The sequence below is a fragment of the Streptomyces sp. R21 genome, assembly GCF_041051975.1.
Taxonomy (GTDB): Bacteria; Actinomycetota; Actinomycetes; order Streptomycetales; family Streptomycetaceae; genus Streptomyces.
The window spans coordinates 3957023-3974039 of record NZ_CP163435.1 but is presented as its reverse complement, the minus strand read 5'-3'; the positions used below and the strand labels follow the sequence as shown (position 1 = coordinate 3974039).

17 protein-coding genes are annotated in these 17017 nt (G+C 71.7%); 12 read left to right on the top strand and 5 right to left on the bottom strand.

Annotated features, from left to right (window positions below; translation table 11 throughout):
• Window positions 1-5: 5 nt before the first annotated feature.
• The 4 genes from AB5J56_RS17715 to AB5J56_RS17700 all read left to right on the top strand — a co-directional run bounded on the left by AB5J56_RS17715 (window position 6) and on the right by AB5J56_RS17700 (window position 2858).
• Window positions 6-581 carry a hypothetical protein gene (locus AB5J56_RS17715; RefSeq protein WP_369233713.1) on the top strand — a complete coding sequence of 192 codons (576 nt, stop codon included), beginning with the start codon at window positions 6-8 and terminating at the stop codon, window positions 579-581.
• Between the two features lie 120 nt (window positions 582-701).
• Window positions 702-1103, top strand: a complete 402-nt coding sequence (locus AB5J56_RS17710) for a hypothetical protein (protein ID WP_369233712.1) — start codon at window positions 702-704, stop codon at window positions 1101-1103.
• Window positions 1104-1274: 171 nt separating this feature from the next.
• Window positions 1275-2243: a hypothetical protein gene (locus AB5J56_RS17705; RefSeq protein ID WP_369233711.1), complete on the top strand. Its 969-nt coding sequence runs from the start codon at window positions 1275-1277 to the stop codon at window positions 2241-2243.
• A 183-nt stretch (window positions 2244-2426) separates the two neighbouring features.
• A complete protein-coding gene (locus AB5J56_RS17700; protein ID WP_369233710.1) occupies window positions 2427-2858 on the top strand; it encodes a hypothetical protein in 432 nt (143 codons plus the stop codon).
• 50 nt (window positions 2859-2908) lie between these two features.
• On the opposite strand, the gene AB5J56_RS17695 is transcribed toward AB5J56_RS17700, so the two are convergent.
• Window positions 2909-4153 carry a DUF4241 domain-containing protein gene (locus tag AB5J56_RS17695; RefSeq protein WP_369233709.1) on the bottom strand — a complete coding sequence of 415 codons (1245 nt, stop codon included), beginning with the start codon at window positions 4151-4153 and terminating at the stop codon, window positions 2909-2911.
• A 555-nt stretch (window positions 4154-4708) separates the two neighbouring features.
• Here AB5J56_RS17695 and AB5J56_RS17690 point away from each other — a divergent pair.
• The 5 genes from AB5J56_RS17690 to AB5J56_RS17670 all read left to right on the top strand — a co-directional run bounded on the left by AB5J56_RS17690 (window position 4709) and on the right by AB5J56_RS17670 (window position 8920).
• Complete coding sequence (locus AB5J56_RS17690; RefSeq protein ID WP_369233708.1) at window positions 4709-4942, top strand: hypothetical protein; 234 nt, start codon at window positions 4709-4711, stop codon at window positions 4940-4942.
• Between the two features lie 164 nt (window positions 4943-5106).
• Complete coding sequence (locus AB5J56_RS17685) at window positions 5107-5724, top strand: RNA polymerase sigma factor (protein ID WP_369233707.1); 618 nt, start codon at window positions 5107-5109, stop codon at window positions 5722-5724.
• Between the two features lie 135 nt (window positions 5725-5859).
• A complete protein-coding gene (locus AB5J56_RS17680) occupies window positions 5860-6705 on the top strand; it encodes a hypothetical protein (protein WP_369233706.1) in 846 nt (281 codons plus the stop codon).
• Window positions 6706-7118: 413 nt separating this feature from the next.
• Window positions 7119-7781 (top strand): RNA polymerase sigma factor, encoded by a 663-nt coding sequence (locus AB5J56_RS17675; protein ID WP_369233705.1) that lies wholly within the window; start codon window positions 7119-7121, stop codon window positions 7779-7781.
• Window positions 7781-8920: a hypothetical protein gene (locus AB5J56_RS17670; protein WP_369233704.1), complete on the top strand. Its 1140-nt coding sequence runs from the start codon at window positions 7781-7783 to the stop codon at window positions 8918-8920. Before AB5J56_RS17675 ends, AB5J56_RS17670 begins: the two co-directional genes overlap by 1 nt.
• Before the next feature lie 220 nt (window positions 8921-9140).
• Here the strand turns inward: AB5J56_RS17670 and AB5J56_RS17665 are convergent, their stop codons facing one another.
• A complete protein-coding gene (locus AB5J56_RS17665) occupies window positions 9141-9935 on the bottom strand; it encodes a L,D-transpeptidase family protein (RefSeq protein WP_369233703.1) in 795 nt (264 codons plus the stop codon).
• A 210-nt stretch (window positions 9936-10145) separates the two neighbouring features.
• On the opposite strand from AB5J56_RS17665, the gene AB5J56_RS17660 reads away from it, so the two are divergent.
• Both AB5J56_RS17660 and leuE read left to right on the top strand, forming a co-directional pair.
• Window positions 10146-11726, top strand: a complete 1581-nt coding sequence (locus AB5J56_RS17660) for a methylmalonyl-CoA mutase (protein ID WP_369233702.1) — start codon at window positions 10146-10148, stop codon at window positions 11724-11726.
• A gap of 82 nt (window positions 11727-11808) precedes the next feature.
• Entirely contained in the window at window positions 11809-12459 is a 651-nt protein-coding gene (leuE, locus tag AB5J56_RS17655) for a leucine efflux protein LeuE (protein WP_369233701.1), read from the top strand.
• Here the strand turns inward: leuE and AB5J56_RS17650 are convergent.
• Window positions 12456-13874, bottom strand: a complete 1419-nt coding sequence (locus AB5J56_RS17650; RefSeq protein ID WP_369233700.1) for an FAD-dependent oxidoreductase — start codon at window positions 13872-13874, stop codon at window positions 12456-12458. The two genes, leuE and AB5J56_RS17650, sit on opposite strands and share 4 nt — an antisense overlap.
• Window positions 13875-13943: 69 nt before the next feature.
• Here AB5J56_RS17650 and AB5J56_RS17645 point away from each other — a divergent pair, with 69 nt between their 5' ends.
• On the top strand, window positions 13944-14594 hold the full coding sequence (locus AB5J56_RS17645; protein WP_369233699.1) for a TetR/AcrR family transcriptional regulator C-terminal domain-containing protein: 651 nt from the start codon (window positions 13944-13946) through the stop codon (window positions 14592-14594).
• Between the two features lie 40 nt (window positions 14595-14634).
• Here the strand turns inward: AB5J56_RS17645 and AB5J56_RS17640 are convergent, their stop codons facing one another.
• Both AB5J56_RS17640 and AB5J56_RS17635 read right to left on the bottom strand, forming a co-directional pair.
• Window positions 14635-15567: a class I SAM-dependent methyltransferase gene (locus AB5J56_RS17640; protein WP_369233698.1), complete on the bottom strand. Its 933-nt coding sequence runs from the start codon at window positions 15565-15567 to the stop codon at window positions 14635-14637.
• 162 nt (window positions 15568-15729) lie between these two features.
• Complete coding sequence (locus AB5J56_RS17635) at window positions 15730-16929, bottom strand: acyltransferase family protein (protein WP_369233697.1); 1200 nt, start codon at window positions 16927-16929, stop codon at window positions 15730-15732.
• Window positions 16930-17017 lie beyond the last annotated feature (88 nt).

Genomic DNA, 17017 nt, shown 5'->3' with positions numbered 1-17017 from the left:
GCGTGATGAGCCTGGTGGAACTGATCGCTCAGGCCGATGAGCGCGGTCTGGCAGCGAGCGGTTTGGCTTGTTTGGATCGGTGCGTGCCCCTGTTGGGCGGCGACGACGAGATCCTGCGGCCCCTGTGGGCGAGCCTCGTGGACGGAGACGCCTGGGGTGAACGGCTGGCCAAGGCGCGCGCGGACCTCGGTGAACCGATGGCCTCCGACGCGGGCGTCGGCCCCGACGCCTCGCCCGAGGACGCCGCCGCGCTGCTCGCCCGACGGATGCTCGCCGCCGTCCCAGCGGAGCCCGCCGCCGCCGAACTGCGCGCCTGGGCCGACGCCTGCTCCGTCGCCGCGCTCCAGATCCACCGGCTCCTCGACGCCTCCGACGACGGCACGTCGTCGGTCGCGGCCCGCCGTGAAGGCCGTACGGACGGCATGTCACCGCTCGTCGCCGCCGAACTCCGCCGCCAGGTCACCATCCTGGAGCTGCTCGCGGGCCACGGCGCGGGCGGACTGCGCCCCGCACTCGACGTGTCGACCGAGGGCCGACGCGTCCTGCGCGCGGTGGTCTCGCGCCGGGCGCGCCGCGCGTAAACCTCTTGTGGCGGGGGGTTCCTGTGACCGTCCCGCGAGGGCGCGTGGGGGTCCTGGGCCGGTGTCGCGGACAGGCCCGGGACGCGTGACGAATCCCGCCCCCGGCACGCTTGTCGGAGTGTGACTGCACAGCAAGCAACCAGGCCCCACGCTGCGACGAAGCCCATGCGATGGGCGGCGGACGCGGTCGCGACGATGCGCGAGGGCGCGCGACTGCGCCTCGACTACTCCGAGCAGAGTCTGTGGCGCGTCGACCGGATGATCGAGGAGATACGCCGGGAGGGGGCGCCGTACGCCGCCGTCGAGAGCGTGCTGCGCGGATTCGGGGCGTACGCCGGTGAGGTCATCGCCCGGCGCACCGGCGCCGAGTGGTGGGAGACCGGCGGCGACCACTGGCTGCGCACGCCCGACGGGCGGCTGTGGGACCCGGTCGACGAGGCCCGCCGCTGCTACGGGGGCGACGGCTCGCTGCGGCTGCTGTGCCGGGACGCCACCACGTACCGGGCGGCCACCGGCGGCTGAGGTCGCCGTGGGTTCCGCGCGCAGGCCGCCCTGAGCAAGGGCTGAGAGATCCCTCGCCGTGTCGGGTGAGCGTGGTTTGCCCGGGTTCGTCCGGGCGCTCGCTGACGCTTCGGCGGCTGATGTATAACCGAGCCGATCTCGAAGTTCCCGTCCCTTTTGAAGGGTTACTCCGTGCTGCCCGGAATACGTTTCTCCTCGCGTGGACGTCGTGCTGTCGTCGTCGGGTTGGTCGCGGCCGCCGTGGCGGTGTCCGGATGTTCCTCGCGGGACGGCAAGCAGGACGGCAAGCGGAAGTCGGCGGGGAGTGGTGCCTCCTCTCGGGCGGCGCAGGGCACGTCGCATCCCGAGGACGGGAAAGGGGGCACGCCCGCGCCGAAGTCCGAGTCGCAGTCGGCGTCGAAGCCCAGGACCGCCGTGGAGTTCGTTGCCCGGGCCCGGCAGGCCATGGCCGCCGAGAAGGGGTGGACCTTCGCCCTGCGTGGCAACGAGTGGCTCGTCATGCGGGGGCAGGCGCCGACCGGTGCCACGTACGCCGCGACCGCGCAGCGCACCACCGCCCCCGTCGCGCTGCACCAGACCGGCACGATCACCAGCAGCAAGGGCGAGCGCAAGCCCGAGCTGGTCTACGTCGTCGGCGGCACCGGTTACGTCATGGAGGCCGGCGGAGCGTGGAAGAAGGGGACGCTTTCCGATCCCGACATCGCCAACGACGTCGAGGATCCCGTCGCCGAGCTGGACGCGTTCGCGGCGTACGCCAAGAGCGCGAAGGTGAGCCGCACCGGGGTACCCGGCGGTGGCGTGCGGCTTCAAGTCAGCGCTTCCCGCTGGCGGTTGTCGGCTGCCCGGAATCTTCCCGCGTTGAAGCGGGCGGTGCGGGAGATCGAGCCCGGACTGGATGTGCTGCGCGGCGCCGGGGTGACGGCGACCGATGACCAGATCTCCCTCAAGAGCTTCGACGAGACGTGGGACCTGGACCCGACGCACGGGTACCGACTCACGGCGCACCGGTATTCGTTCACCTTCCTCATCCCCTTCCAGGGCGGCGACATCACGCTGAGCCAGGAGGTGCGGGCGGAGAACCGTGGCGTGTTCACCGGGAGCGTGACCTTGCCGCCCGACGTGCATGGCCGCAGGACATGAAGCAGTCGCCGCGACCCTCGCCGAACCGACGTACGAAACACGAAAAGGTTGTACGGATGGTGTGAGTTGGCTGTGTGTCAATCGACACTTCCGTGACCCGTGATGTTCCTGACGCGGCGTCCGCTGGGGCAACCGGGGAGCCGGAAAAAGAGGGCTTCTCCGCCGAGCGAAGGGGTGGGGCCCATGGGGGAGAAGGACCAGCGCGTGCCGCGTGCGGACGGGATGCGTCCGCATGCGACGGCCTTCGTCGCACACGTCACGGCCCGCAACCGCCTGCCGCTGGACTACTCCGTGGCCAGCCTCCGCGTCGTCGACTTCCTGATCGACGGGTTGCGCAAGGGCGGCGCCGACCGGGAGCGGGCCCGAGGCACGCTGTTCGGTCTCGGTGCGTACGTCGGTGAGGTGCTGGTGCGCCGCGCGGGCGCGGTGTGGGTCGACTTCGACGCCGGCCAGCGCGCCTACTTCGGCCAGCGCGTCGGCGTACGCATGCCGGACGGCCGGGTCTGGAACCCCCTCGGCAAGGTCGACAACCGCTTCGGGATCGGCGGCCCCGAGGAGTCCCTGCAGACCTTCTACCTGATGCTGCACGGGAGGGCGCGGAGGGCGGCTGCCTGAGGGGTCAGCGGGTCGCCGATCGAGCCCCTGAGCGGCAGCGGCCCGGCCCGTCAGCTCAGCAGCTCCCGGTGGCGGAGGATCAGCATGTCCGCGACCAGGCAGGTGACGGCGCCCTCGGTGTCGCGGCCGATCCACACCGGGTACGTGCCGTCGCCCCTGCCGCTCGGGTAGGCGATGAGGTTGCCGCCGGACTCCGGGTCGTCGAGGACGAGGATCCCGTCGGTGGGAAGGTCGACGTCGGGGACGGTGTCCGCGCGGCCCGTGAGCCGTTCGGCCGCCGCCGCGTCGACGAAGCAGCCGGTGCCCGTGTCCACGTCGAAACCGAAGAATTCGCCGTCCCGCAGGGCGCGCGGGTCCTCGCCGGGGCGCAAGGCCAACTCCCATGTGTCCGTGGGCTTTTCGGATACCAGAACACGTGCCGCCGTGTAGTCCTCCAGGTGGATCGGCGTGCCGTCGTACTCGGTCGCGTACGCGGCCACGGCGAGCTCCACGCGGTACTCACCGGGCGGCACCGCGACCGTGAAGGGCTCGACGGGGCTGTTCCACCCCGGGTCACAGGCGACGACACGGCCGGTCGGCAGCCGCAGTGGTCCGGCGTCGATGACGTTCTCGACGAGGTACGGGCCCACGGGGCCGGCGTACGGCGGTGAGAAGCGCGCGCCCGGCGTGAACGTCTCGGTGAGGTGACGCGGACGCAGTGGTGCGGGTGGCCGCCAGCTCGGGGCGGGGGAGGGAGTGGGCAGGAGGGGGGTCCGGTCCGTCTCCGGGGCTTCGTGGACGATGCTTGGAACGGGCTCGTCCGTCGCCAGCGCCGCCACCCAGGCCCAATCGCCGAACTCCCGTGCGGGTAACCGGCGTTGCTCTGCGGGCACATCGGGCAGTGTGTGCATCGAGCCGCCGCCCCTTCCCTTCGGTTCGCACACCTTGCGGCCCCGGCCGTCCGGGTAGAGGTCGGTCAGGACCCGCCCCGCGTCCGCCGCGAACTCCGCCATGTCGGCGGTGTCGTACCGCCATTGGGCGAGGTGGCGGAGGAAGAGCCGGCCGGGTTCGAGGCCGCGCAGGTCGATCTCGCGGGTGCGCCGGCCCCGGTCGTCGTAAGCCCAGATCCCGAAGTAGCCCTGCGCCCGCGCGACATGGAGCACGGCGACCGGCTGCGAGCGTCCCTCCCGGCGCAGCACCACCACGTACTGCTCGCCCGACGCGTCGCGCGCCGCCGCCTGCCGCCTGCTCAACGGGCCGGACACCGTTCGGAAGACCGGGTCCCAGTCCTCCCCGTACGCCACATTCAAGGTCACGTCTGCTTCAGCGCGGCGGAGCGCGAAAAGGTCACCTGCGGGCCGTCCCCGTTCCTCCGCGTGACGTTTGACGTCGCCGTTCCGCTGAATCTGGTGGGGCCTGTGTGCGCATGGGGAGCACTGGGGCAGGGGAGCAAGGGAGCGCGGAGTCGTGGTCATGGTGGCTGGAGTGGCTACGGGCAAGGTGGCCGGCGAAGCCGCGCGGCGGGTGGCTGCCGGAAGAGCGCGGGGCCGTACGTCGGTGGCGCGGCGGTTCGTTCGCGCCGGTGACGCCCGAGGACGAAGTGCGCGGAACGCGGCTCGCCCGCACCGGGGCGGAGCTGCTCAAGACCACCGACTCCCTGCGGCTGGGCGTGACCATGGCCGGCGGCGCAGGCAGGGCCGGCCGGAAGGTCTCGCTGCTCATGGACCGTGACGGCAACTGCACCGGCACCTTCGACATGGGACCGATGCAACGCGGCGAACTGATCGTGCCCGGCGGCAAGGACGCGTACGTGCGCCTCTCCGACACGGCGCTCGCCGAGATCCGCGCGCGGCAAGTTCCTCAAGGTGCCCATGAAGAGCAGCTCAGGCCTCGCCCCCACCGCCTCCTGCGATCTCGACGAACTGCTGCGGAAACTCGACGGCGACCCCGGCGGCGCGTTGGCCCTTCCGGAGACCACCCGGTACGGCCGGCACGTCACGCCGCTCGTGGAGAAGGGGCGCGAGGGCGGGACGCGGATGTACGTCGCCGCGAGCGGGCGGCCGTACATCCGCGGCGTCACCGAGCGGGAGAACGGCCGGTCGTGAGGGTGAGAGGGAAGAGGCGAGAGGGAAGAGGCGGCAGGGAAGGGACGTCTGACGGGCTGTGACATTTCTGTGGCGTACGGCGCTGGTCACGATGGGGGCGTGGACACGGTGGACCGTGGCCCACGGTGCGCATTCGGACGATCTCGGTACGAACGAGGACAGTGTTGGGCCAAGGAGGGGAACCCCGCCGCGTAGGGGCTCACGACGGGGAGCTGGGTGCGGCCGTCGCGCGGGCGCAGGAGGGGGACGAGGCCGCGTTCGCGGTCGCGTACCGGATCGTCCAGCCGGGGCTGCTGGGGTATCTGCGCGGCATCGTGGGCGACGACGCGGAGGACGTGGCGTCGGACGCCTGGCTGGAGATCGCGCGGGACCTGAGCCGCTTCCGGGGCGACGGGGCGGGGTTCCGCGGCTGGACCGCGACCATCGCCCGGCACCGGGCGCTGGACCATCTGCGGCGGCTGAAGGTACGGCCCCGCGCGACCGCGCTCGAACAGGATCTGCTCGAACTGCCCGGCACGCACAGCACGCACGACCAGGCGCTGGAGTCGCTCTCCACGCAGGGCGCGCTCCGGCTGGTCGCGGGGCTGCCGCGGGACCAGGCGGAGGCCGTGCTGCTGCGCGTGGTCGTCGGCCTCGACGGGCCCTCGGCCGCGCGTGTCCTGGGCAAGCGGCCGGGCGCGGTGCGTACCGCCGCCCACCGGGGGCTCAAGCGCCTCGCACGGCAGCTCGGCGTCGAGGGTGTGACGGATGAAGGCCCCAGGACGCTGGGGGAGTCGAGATGAACCGCGAGAAGTCCAAGACGAACGGTAAGCAGTCCGGGGGCGGCCACAACCAGGCCAAGAACAACAAGAACGACCAGAAGCAGGCCGAGAGGGACGGCGAACAGTCGTCGGGCAGAGGCAGAGATGGATCCGGACATGGGTGAACGACACAGCAACGGCGGGGCGCCCGACCGTCGCGTCGCACGCCCTGGTGACGCACGCCCTGGTGACGCCCGCCCTGGCGAGGCGCACTCCTGTGCCGAAGCCTTCGGCGAAGTGCGGTCCCTGGAACCCCTCCTCGCCGCCGCCCTGCGAGCGGGAGCCCTCGACGTCGACGGTGAGGCACGGGCCGTCGCCGCCTTCCGGGCGGCGCGGGACCAGGGGGCGTACGCGGCGCATGCCGCTCGGACCCGGCGGCGGGACGACTGGCGGCCGCGGCAGCCGAAGGCGAAGCGCTCGCTGCGCACCACGTTCGCGGTGCTGGCGGCGAGTGTGACGCTGGGCGGGGTCGCCGTCGCGGCCATCGGCTCCTCGTCGGACGGCAACGGCAACGGTGACGGCCAGGGCCGGCCCCGACCGTCGAGCAGCGCCCCGGACCGCTCCGCGCCGGGCGCGGGCAACTCGGCGGCCCCGGGCACCTCCGCACCCGGCGCGAGTGGCACGACCGGCTCGGCGGATCCGTCCGCCCACCCGTCGCAGGCCCAGGACACCGAGGCCCACTGCCGCGCGTACGAAGCGGTCGAGGGCCGGGGCAAGGCGCTGGACTCCACCTCCTGGCAACGGCTCGTCGACGCGGCGGGCGGCGAGGACCAGGTGGCGGCCTACTGCGCCGCGCAACTCGACGAGGACACCCCGTCCGCGGGCAGGACCGACGCCACCGAGAACAGCGCCGGGGGCAACGGGAACGGCACGGCCGGCACGCCCGGCGCGGCCAGTACGGCACGGGCGACCCCGGCGACGACGCCGAAGCCGAAGCCGGACAGATCCAAGGGGAAGTCGTAGACCCCGCGCCACCAGGCCGCAGCGGAGCGCCGTGCGTACCGGGATTGCCGCCTCGACCGTCCATCGCACACATCGCGGAGACGGCCGGGGCCGCCACCCCCCACAGGAGAGGCCCCGGCCGTCGCGCGGTACGGGCCGCGCGGCGGCCCGTACTCTCTACAGCGCCACGCGTGCGCTTTCTGTCACACCTCACTGCGAGACGAGTCACACCCCACTGCGTGACGAGATAGTTGCACGTTGTACGGACATGGACGGGGAGCGGTTTCACGCCGTAACGTGCCATTCGCGCCGAACGGCGGAACGGGCCTGCGGACCAGGGCCCCACACGACCGCAACCATCGATTGAGCAACCACGACGGCGAGAACCCGGTCCGCGAGAGCGGCGCCGGTTTAGGCGCAAAGAGGGGCGCGGGGTGCTGGGGGACGACGCGGAGCTGACCGCCGCGGTGCTTGCCGCACAGACCGGGGACGAGGCCGCGTTCCGGACTGTGTACCGCGCGGTGCACCCACGGTTGCTCGGATACGTACGGACGCTGGTCGGTGATCCGGACGCGGAGGACGTCACCTCCGAGGCCTGGCTCCAGATCGCCCGTGACCTCGGGCGTTTCGACGGCGACGCCGACCGCTTCCGCGGCTGGGCGGCCCGCATCGCCCGCAACCGCGCCCTCGACCACATACGGATGCGTGGGCGCCGCCCCGCGATCGGTGGCGACGAGACCGAGTTGACCGGCCGGGCCGCCGAGTCCGACACCGCGGGTGAGGCCATGGAGGCGCTGGCCACCGGCCGCACCCTCTCCCTCATCTCCCAGCTCCCGCAGGACCAGGCGGAAGCCGTCGTACTGCGTGTCGTCGTCGGCCTCGACGCCAAGACCGCGGCGGAGGCCCTCGGCAAGCGCCCCGGAGCCGTTCGCACGGCGGCGCACCGCGGTCTGAAGCGGCTCGCGGAGCTGCTCGGCGGCGATCCGGAATCCGCCGCCGCACTCGACGCCGTACCCCCGCAAAGAGAACCGCGCCCACGCGCGTCGACGTCCGCGGGTGTGACGCATACGCGTCCGCGGACGCAGAAGGATGTGTGATGGCCGACGAGCACTACAGGTGGCTGGACCGCGACGCGGCGGAGCGGCTGCTGAACGGTGAGCCGGTGGAAGACGTCGACGCCGACACCCGTGCCGAGGCCGACCGGCTTGCCCGGGCCCTGAGCTCCCTTGCTGCCGAACCCGCCCTGAACAGCGCGGAGTTGCCTGGCGAGGCCGCCGCGCTGGCCGCGTTCCGCAAGGTTCAGGTGGGTCAGCGGGGCCAGGAGGGGTACGTCGGCGAGGGCGTCCAGCTCGGCCGCGGCAAGGGTCGCGGGCACGCCGCCGACGCGGGCCTCGTCCGCCTCGGGCGCCCCGCGCAGGACGGCCGCCGGGCCCGCTGGGGGCGCCCCGCGCGCCTCGGACTCGCCGCCGCGCTGGCCGCCGGAATGATCGGCGGAGTCGCCGTTGCGGCCGGAACCGGAGTGCTGCCGACGCCCTTCGGCGGCGACCGGCCCGGCCCCGCCGCCTCGGTCACGGCCGCCGTGACACCGGACCGCCCGCTCATCTCGCCGTCACCCAGTGGCGATCAGCGGGGCGGCCTGCTGGCACCGACGCCCGACGGGACCACGAACGGCCCCTCCGGCGGTACCTCGTCGCACGACACCGGGCGGAACGGGGACGCGAGCGCGCGGCCCGGCTCCGACACCGCGGGGAACTCGGGCGCGGGCCGGTCGGGTCAGGGGGCGAGCGGACTGCTCTCGTCCTGCCGCGATCTGCGCGAAGGCAAGGCCCTGGAGACCGGCCGCCGCCGCGCCCTGGAGGACGCGGCCGGTGGCGGCACGCGCGTGAAGCAGTACTGCAAGGGCGTCCTGGACAGTGCGGACGACGGCAAGGGCGAATCCGGCGACGGCAAGGGCTCCGGCAAGGGCTCCGGCAAGGGTTCGAAGCGCGGCTCCGGTGGTGGTTCCGGCAAGGGGGACCAGGACGACCAGGGTGACCAGGGCGACGACGGCGGCCACCACATAGGGCCCGGCGGCAAGGGCCACGGAGGCGGCCACGGTCGTGACGGCGGCGGCGGTCACGGCGGCAAGGGCCACCAAAGCGGTGGCCACCAGAGCGCCGGCCACCGCGGAGACGGCGGAGCCGTCACCCAGGCGCACCCGAGCCCGACCCCGACACCGAGCTACAGCGCGCTCTGACCTGCGGTTTCCCGTTTCGTTGAAATTTCTTCGACACAGGTGTGACGTTTTCGGCCGCCGTGGCGCAGTAATGAGTGAGCCGACTGGTCATCGGCCGTCGCACCGAGCCGGAGTTCCCCCCGTACTCTCGGCCCGGTGCACACGGCGCGGGCGGGACACGTTCCCCCGGTCCCGCCCGCGCCCCACTCCCTCCGTCACCCCGGCTCTCCGCCGGACGGCGTCACCAGTAGATGACGACCTTGTCCCCGTCGCGGACCTGCGCGAACAGCGCCGAGACCTTCCCCTCGTCCCGTACGTTGACGCAGCCGTGCGAGGCGCCGTAGTAGCCGCGGGCCGCGAAGTCGGCGGAGTAGTGGACCGCCTGGCCACCGCTGAAGAACATCGCGTACGGCATGGGCGTGTGGTAGATCGTCGACACGTGGTGGCGGGACTTGAAGTAGACGTTGAACACACCTTCGCGGGTCGGCGTGTACTGCGAGCCGAACCGCACGTCCATCGACGAGACCGTCCGGCCGTCGATCATCCAGCGCAGTGTGCGGCTCTTCTTGCTGACGCACAGCACCCGGCCCGTCATACAGCGCGGATCCGGCTTCGCGACCGGCTGCCCGCCGTACGGGTAGAGCTCCCAGTCGGCCGGATCGTGCGTCATACGCCGCAGCCGCTGCCAGGTCACGGCGTCCATCTCGCCGGTGCGCGGCAGGCCCCGCTTGCCCTGGAAGCCCTTCACGGCGGCGACCGTGGGGGAGTCGTACGTCCCCGTCGGCGCCGGGATGAGCCAGGCGACCTGGTGCAGCCGGGCCTGGACCCTACGGACGTCCGTGCCCTTGTCGCCGTGCGACCAGAGGACCTTCGCGGCGGCGGACGGGGTCGAGCTGCCCGGTCTGTCGTCGTCGGGCGTGGCCGAACGGCCCGTCTTCGCGGCGGCCGAGGGTGTCCTCCCGTGCGAGTCCACGGCCTGGGCCGTACAGCCGCTCACCGCTACGAGCGCCACGATGGCGGCCAGCGAACTCCTCATACCAGTCGTACGCAATCCAACCCCCGGTGCGTCGTCGTGTCACCTGAGATGCTCCCCACGCGCGCCCGGTTGCGAACGACGCGCCATGCTGGGAATGGACTCTGTGAGCAAGGTCCCAGCGCGGTCCTCTCCACCCCGCGCACGGCCGCAGCTACAGTCCGTGGCGAGGGTCGGTCCTACCAGTAAGTAGCTTCAGCGGGAGGCACAGCAATGGCGCGCGAGTCGGAGTCCGGACTGCCCATCGAGCCGGTCTACGGGCCTGATGCTCTGGAGGGCTGGGATCCGGCGGAGAAGCTGGGCGAGCCCGGGAAGTACCCCTTCACGCGAGGCGTCTACCCGTCGATGTACACCGGCCGCCCGTGGACGATGCGGCAGTACGCCGGCTTCGGTACGGCGGTGGAGTCGAACGCCCGCTACAAGCAGCTGATCGCCAACGGCACGATGGGGCTCTCCGTCGCCTTCGACCTGCCCACCCAGATGGGCCACGACTCCGACGCCAAGATCGCCTCCGGCGAGGTCGGCAAGGTCGGCGTCGCCATCGACTCGATCGAGGACATGCGGATCCTGTTCGGCGGCATCCCGCTGGACAAGGTGTCGACGTCGATGACGATCAACGCTCCCGCCGCGCTGCTCCTGCTGATGTACCAGCTCGTCGGCGAGGAGCAGGGCGTCCCGGCCGACCAGCTGACGGGCACGATCCAGAACGACGTGCTGAAGGAGTACATCGCGCGCGGGACGTACATCTTCCCGCCCAAGCCGTCGCTGCGGCTGATCGCGGACATCTTCAAGTACTGCAGGACCGAGATCCCGAAGTGGAACACGATCTCGATCTCCGGCTACCACATGGCCGAGGCCGGCGCCTCGCCCGCGCAGGAGATCGCGTTCACGCTGGCGGACGGCATCGAGTACGTCCGCACGGCGGTCGCGGCCGGCATGGACGTCGACGACTTCGCCCCCCGGCTGTCCTTCTTCTTCGTCTCGCGTACGACGATCCTCGAAGAGGTCGCCAAGTTCCGTGCGGCCAGGCGCATTTGGGCCCGCGTGATGAAGGACGAGTTCGGCGCGAAGAACCCGAAGTCGCTGATGCTGCGCTTCCACACGCAGACCGCGGGCGTGCAGCTGACCGCGCAGCAGCCGGAGGTGAACCTGGTGCGCGTCGCCGTCCAGGGTCTCGCCGCCGTGCTCGGCGGCACGCAGTCGCTGCACACCAACTCCTTCGACGAGGCGATCGCGCTGCCGACCGACAAGTCGGCCCGCCTCGCGCTCCGCACGCAGCAGGTCCTCGCCTACGAGACCGACGTGACCGCGACCGTCGACCCCTTCGCCGGCTCGTACGTCATCGAGCAGATGACCGACGAGGTCGAGGCCGCCGCCGTCGAACTCATGGCGAAGGTCGAAGAGCTGGGCGGCGCCGTCAACGCCATCGAGCACGGCTTCCAGAAGGGCGAGATCGAGCGCAGCGCGTACCGCATCGCCCAGGAGACCGACTCCGGCGAGCGCGTCGTCGTCGGCGTCAACCGCTTCCAGCTCGACGCCGAGGAGCCGTACGAGCCCCTCCGCGTCGACCCGGCCATCGAGGCCCAGCAGGCGGAACGCCTCGCCAAGCTGCGCGCCGACCGCGACCAGTCGGCCGTCGATGCGGCCCTCGCCGAGCTGAAGAAGGCGGCGGAGGGCACGGACAACGTCCTCTACCCGATGAAGGACGCCCTGCGCGCACGCGCGACGGTGGGCGAGGTCTGCAACGCGCTGCGGGGGGTCTGGGGGACTTACGTGCCTACGGATGCGTTCTGAGGGTCGGGCCACCCGCCTCGACGGAGACTGATCCGCACCACTCGAAGCGGGAGTGTCGTACCCCCGTGCGACACTCCATTCCATGCTTGGTGTCATCGATCTCCCCACCTATCTCGCAGGCCTTGTCCTGATCGTCCTGCTCCCCGGGCCGAACTCGCTCTACGTCCTCTCCGTGGCCGCCCGCCGCGGAGTGCGGGCCGGTTACACCGCCGCGGCGGGCGTCTGGTGCGGGGACACCGTGCTGATGACGCTGTCTGCGGCCGGAGTCGCCTCGCTGCTGCAGGCGAACGCCGTGCTGTTCGGGATCGTGAAGTACGCGGGGGCCGGGTATCTGAGCTGGCTCGCGGTCGGGATGCTGCGGGCGGCGTGGGAGATGTGGCGGACCCGGCGGGAGAAGGCCGTCCACGAGGACGCCACCCCTGCCGCCGCCGATGAACGGCCCTTCCGGCGGGCGTTCGTCGTCAGCCTGTTCAACCCGAAGGCGATCCTCTTCTTCGTCGCCTTCTTCGTGCAGTTCGTCGACCCGGGGTACGCCTATCCCGCTCTGTCCTTCGTCGTCCTCGGCGCCTTCGCCCAGCTCGCGAGCTTCCTCTATCTCACCGCACTGATATTCAGCGGTACGAAGCTGGCGGCGGCCTTCCGGCGCAGGAAGCGCCTGTCCGCGGGGGCCACCACCGCCGCGGGCGCCCTCTTCCTCGGCTTCGCCGTGAAGCTCACGCTGGCCAGCGCCTAGGAGAGGCCGACTCCCGCCGCGTACTCCGCCAGCCCCTCCGCCGTAACGCCCGCCCAGCCCACGTACCCGTCCGGCCGGACGAGGAAGACCCCGGTGCCGTAGGCCTCGTACGCCGGAATCCGCACGGCGGGGAGGCGGCCGAGGTCCGGCAGCCCGGCGTCCGTGCCGACGGTGAGCAGGGTCCAGTGCGGGCCCCGGAACGCGTCGAAGAGGCGTACGCCGCCACGGATGCCGTCGGGTGCGCGGTCGCCCGCGTGCAGGGCGTCCTCGGGGAGGGCGGCGCGGGTCTCCGACGACAGGGCGCGGCCCCGGTAGCCGAGGCCGAGCTGATCGGTGGCCTCGCCGCGCCGGACCTCCCCGCGGTGGACCCGCGTGCTCAGGCCGAGCATGGCGGCGGCGTTGGGCAGCCGCTCCTCCTCATAGGAGTCGAGGAGGGTGGGGCCGGTCTCGCCGCGCAGTACGGCGGACAGCTTCCAGCCCAGGTTGTACGCGTCCTGGATGCTGGTGTTCAGGCCCTGCCCGCCGGCCGGTGAGTGGACGTGCGCGGCGTCCCCGGCGAGGAACACGCGCCCCTCCCGGAAACGGTCCGCCATCGCCGCGCGCGGCCGGAAGCCGGAGGCCCAGCGCACCTCGGTGACGGCGTCGGGGGCGAGATGCGACCGCGTGGCGACGAGCTTGCGTATCCCGTCGAGGGACAGGTCGGGGGTCGTCCCCTCCGCGAACTGCGCGACCAGCTGGAAGTCCTCGACGCCCGGCAGCGGGCAGATCGCCATGTAGCCCTGGTCGCCGGCGGGTGGGAAGACATGCCAGTTCTCGCGGTCGAGCCCGCCGAGCGGCCCGTCCAGACGGACGTCGGCGACCAGCACCGGCTGGGGGTCCACGGTCTCGCCGGTCATGCCGATGCCGAGCGCGCGCCGCACGGTGGAGCGGCCACCGTCGGCGGCGACGGCGTACCGGGCACGGACGGGCGCCCCTGCGGCGAACTCCGCCGTCACTCCGTCCGCGTCCTGCGCGATCCCCACCAGCTCCCGCCCGAACGCGACCTCTCCGCCGAGCTCGGTCAGCCGTGCGAAGAGGATCTCCTGCGTACGCCACTGCGGCAGCATCCACGGCCCCTGGAAGGGCTCTGCCTCCGTCGGCTCGCTCGCGTCGAACATCCGGTGCTCGCCCGCGCGCTCCCCGTCCTTCCAGACCATGTTGACCGGGTACGGGCCGCCCGCCGCGCGGACCGCGTCGAGGACGCCGAGGTCGTCGAGGACCTCCATGGTGCGCGGCTGGAGTCCCTTGCCGCGCGAGCCGGGGAAGAGCCCCTCGGCCTTCTCCACCACGAGGGCGCGTACGCCGCGCCGGGCGAGGTCGACGGCGAGGGCGAGACCGGTGGGGCCGGCGCCGACGACGAGTACGTCCGTGTTCATGTCCATCTCCTTAACGCCGTTAAGTTCCATGCCTTGGAGCGTGCACTTAACGGCGTTAAACTGTCAACCGTGGCTACCCAGAAATCCCCCAAGCTGGACAAGAGGCTCGTCACCGAGACGGCCCTGAGGCTGCTGAACGAGGTCGGCCTCGACGGGCTCACCCTCCGGGCCATCGCCAAGGAGCTGAACGTCCAGGCACCGGCCCTGTACTGGCACTTCAAGAACAAGCAGGCCCTGCTCGACGAGATGGCGACGGAGATGTACCGCCGCATGGTCGCCGACGTGCCCGTAGCGGCCGCCGCCACCTGGCAGGACCGCCTCCTGGCATCCAGCCGCGGCCTGCGCACCGCACTGCTCGGCTATCGCGACGGCGCCAAGGTCTTCAGCGGCTCACGCTTCACCGGCACCCTGCACGCCGTGGAGATGGAGGCGACCCTGCGCCTCTTCACGCAGGCCGGTTTCACCCTCCCGCAGGCCGTCCGCGCCACCACGACCGCGTACATGTACACCCTCGGCTTCCTCACCGAGGAACAGGGCGTCCAGCCCCTCCCCGGCGAACGCCGCGAGGGCTACGACGTCGAGGAACGCGCCGCCCGCATGCGGGAGTTCCCCCTGGCGGCGGCTGCGGGGGAGCAGATCTTCGAGGGCTACGAGGAGGGCTTCGAGGAGGGCCTGCGGCTGGTCGTGGCGGGGATCGAGGCGCGCTACGGGATCAGGTGACCGGCGGGTGGGCGCCGAGCCGAGCAGCGGCGCCGTCGAGTCACTTGGGACCCGGGAGCCTTGTCGTGCGGGCGTTCCGCAGGGCCCGCGTGAGGGCCGGGGGCAGGAGGTCGACGGCGATTCGGTGGGTGCGGCTGCGGCGGGGCGCGGGCCGGGTCTGCGGGGTGGACCCGGACGGCGTCCGGTGGCCCGGCGTACTCGTGGGAACGTCGGCAGGGTGTCGGGAGGCCGGGAAGTCCGGGGCGGGCATGTTCTTGGACTTGAGGCGGACGAGGCGGTGTCCGGCCGCCTGCTGGACGCTGAGGTGGCAGTCCCCCCGCCCCCGCACCATGGCCAGCAGCTCCTCCTGGACGGGCTCGGGGTCGCCCCAGGTCCCGTACAGCTTCTGGGTGCTGAGGCAGATCGGGTGCAGGCCCCGGTTGAGGACCGCCTCCCACGTGGCGACGGAGACGCCGGGAGTGTGCTCCGAGCGGAAGTCGTCGAGGACGACGATGCCGCCGGGCAGCAGTGCGTCGCGGGCCGCGCCGATGTCCCCGTGCACATGCTCGTACAGGTGCGAGGCGTCGATGTGCACGAACCGGCAGGAGCGGGGCTCGACCTCGGAGGGCACGACCGAGCTGGGGCCGTGCAGGACACGGGGCAGCTCGTCATGGAAGGAGAGGTAGTTCTCCTCGAAGACCCGCCGGGTGAGCGCGCTGTACGACTTCGTGGACTCCGCCCGGTTGGCGTCGTCCGGGGCGTCGCCCTCGAAGAGGTCGCACACCGTGTACCGCTCGCCCTCCCGCAGATGGCGACCCAGGAATATCGCGCTCTTGCCCATGTACACGCCGACCTCCAGCAGGTCGCCCCGCACCTCCGCGGACTCCTGACGGTCCAGGAACCAGTTGAAGAGGGTCTGGTCGAGTACGGGGAACCAGCCTGGTACGTCGTCGAGTCGGTGGGGCGGCCGGATCGTGCCCTGTGCTGCAGTCATGAGGAGAAAGCACTCCCTTGTGCGGGGGCGGACGAGACCAACAGGCACAGGAAGCTATGGGGGACCTGTGGGCCGGTCAAGGACTATTCCGCGTCTGCCCGGAGAGAGAATGCGAAACCCGTCACAAGATGAACGGGAGGGTAATTCCCGATTCACTGGAATTTACCGGACGGTGTTGTCGAGCGGCCGCCGCAGGGACCGCTTCAGTCGGGGCCCGAAAGGCTTCTCCACGAAACGGTGGATCAACCAGGAAAGGGCCAGCAGGCTCAGTACCGTGACCGGGAGGGTCGCATACGGGTGCAGGCCGAAATCGCGGTGCAGCACCCGGATGACGAACCAGCCCAGGTGCTCGTGCACCAGATAGAACGGGTACGTCAGCGCCCCCGCCACCGTCAGCCAGCGCCAGTTCGCCCAGCGCGTCCAGCCCAGCGCCACGACCGCGACGGCCGCGAAGGCGAGCGTGACGATCAGCAGGATGACGTGCGGGTCGCGGTGGTGGTCGCCGGGGTGCCACAGCGCCATCGTCGCGGCACGCTGGCCCAGCAGCCAGGACATGGCCACGATGCCCCACAGCAGCAGGTCGCTCCCGAAACGGTGGATCAGGTAGAGGGCCAGGCCGCCGATGAAGAAGGGGGCCTGGTCGGGCATGACCAGCTCGTCCGCCAGCGGGGTGTCGGCGACCCGGGCGAGGGCGCAGGCCACCGTCCAGAGGCAGCAGAACAGCACCACGCTCCGGTAGGTGACGCCCCGTCGCACGACGAGCAGGGCGAACAGGACGTAGAAGCGCACCTCCACCCACAGAGTCCAGCACACGCCCAGGATCCGCGGGGCTCCCATGGGCTGCTGGAGCATCGTCAGGTTGACCAGGAAGTCGTCGAGCCTCGCGTGGTGCACGACGGCCGGCAGCACGAACGCCGCCGCGGTGACCAGGACCAGCGCGGCCCAGTACGCCGGGTAGAGGCGGGCGACCCGGGAGCGGAAGAAGTCGCCCAGGGTCCGGCCCCAACTGCTCATGCAGATCACGAAGCCGCTGATGACGAAGAAGAACTGCACGCCGAGGCAGCCGTAGACCGCCGCCCGCGACAGCGTCGGGAACATCTGCAGCGGGGACTGGTGCCAGGAGTCCGAGATCACCCCGCCCCGCCCGGCGTAGTGGTAGAGGCAGACCATCAGCGCGGCCAGCAGGCGCAGGCCGTCCAGCGCGCGCAGCCGGCTCTCGCGCCTGGGCGGGGTGGCGGCGGGGGGAGCCGGCGGCGCCGGGGACGTCTCGGAGGCCAAGGGCAGCGAGGCCGTCGGCGTGGGTGCCTCAGGGGCGGGCAGCGGTGCCGGACGTGTCGGTGCCATCTGGTCGGACGAGTTCATCCCGCGTCTTTCTCCGTGTCTTTCCCCGTGGGTGCATGTAATCCACAGCACGCTAGTCGGATTCACAGGCAAGGAGTAATTGACAGGC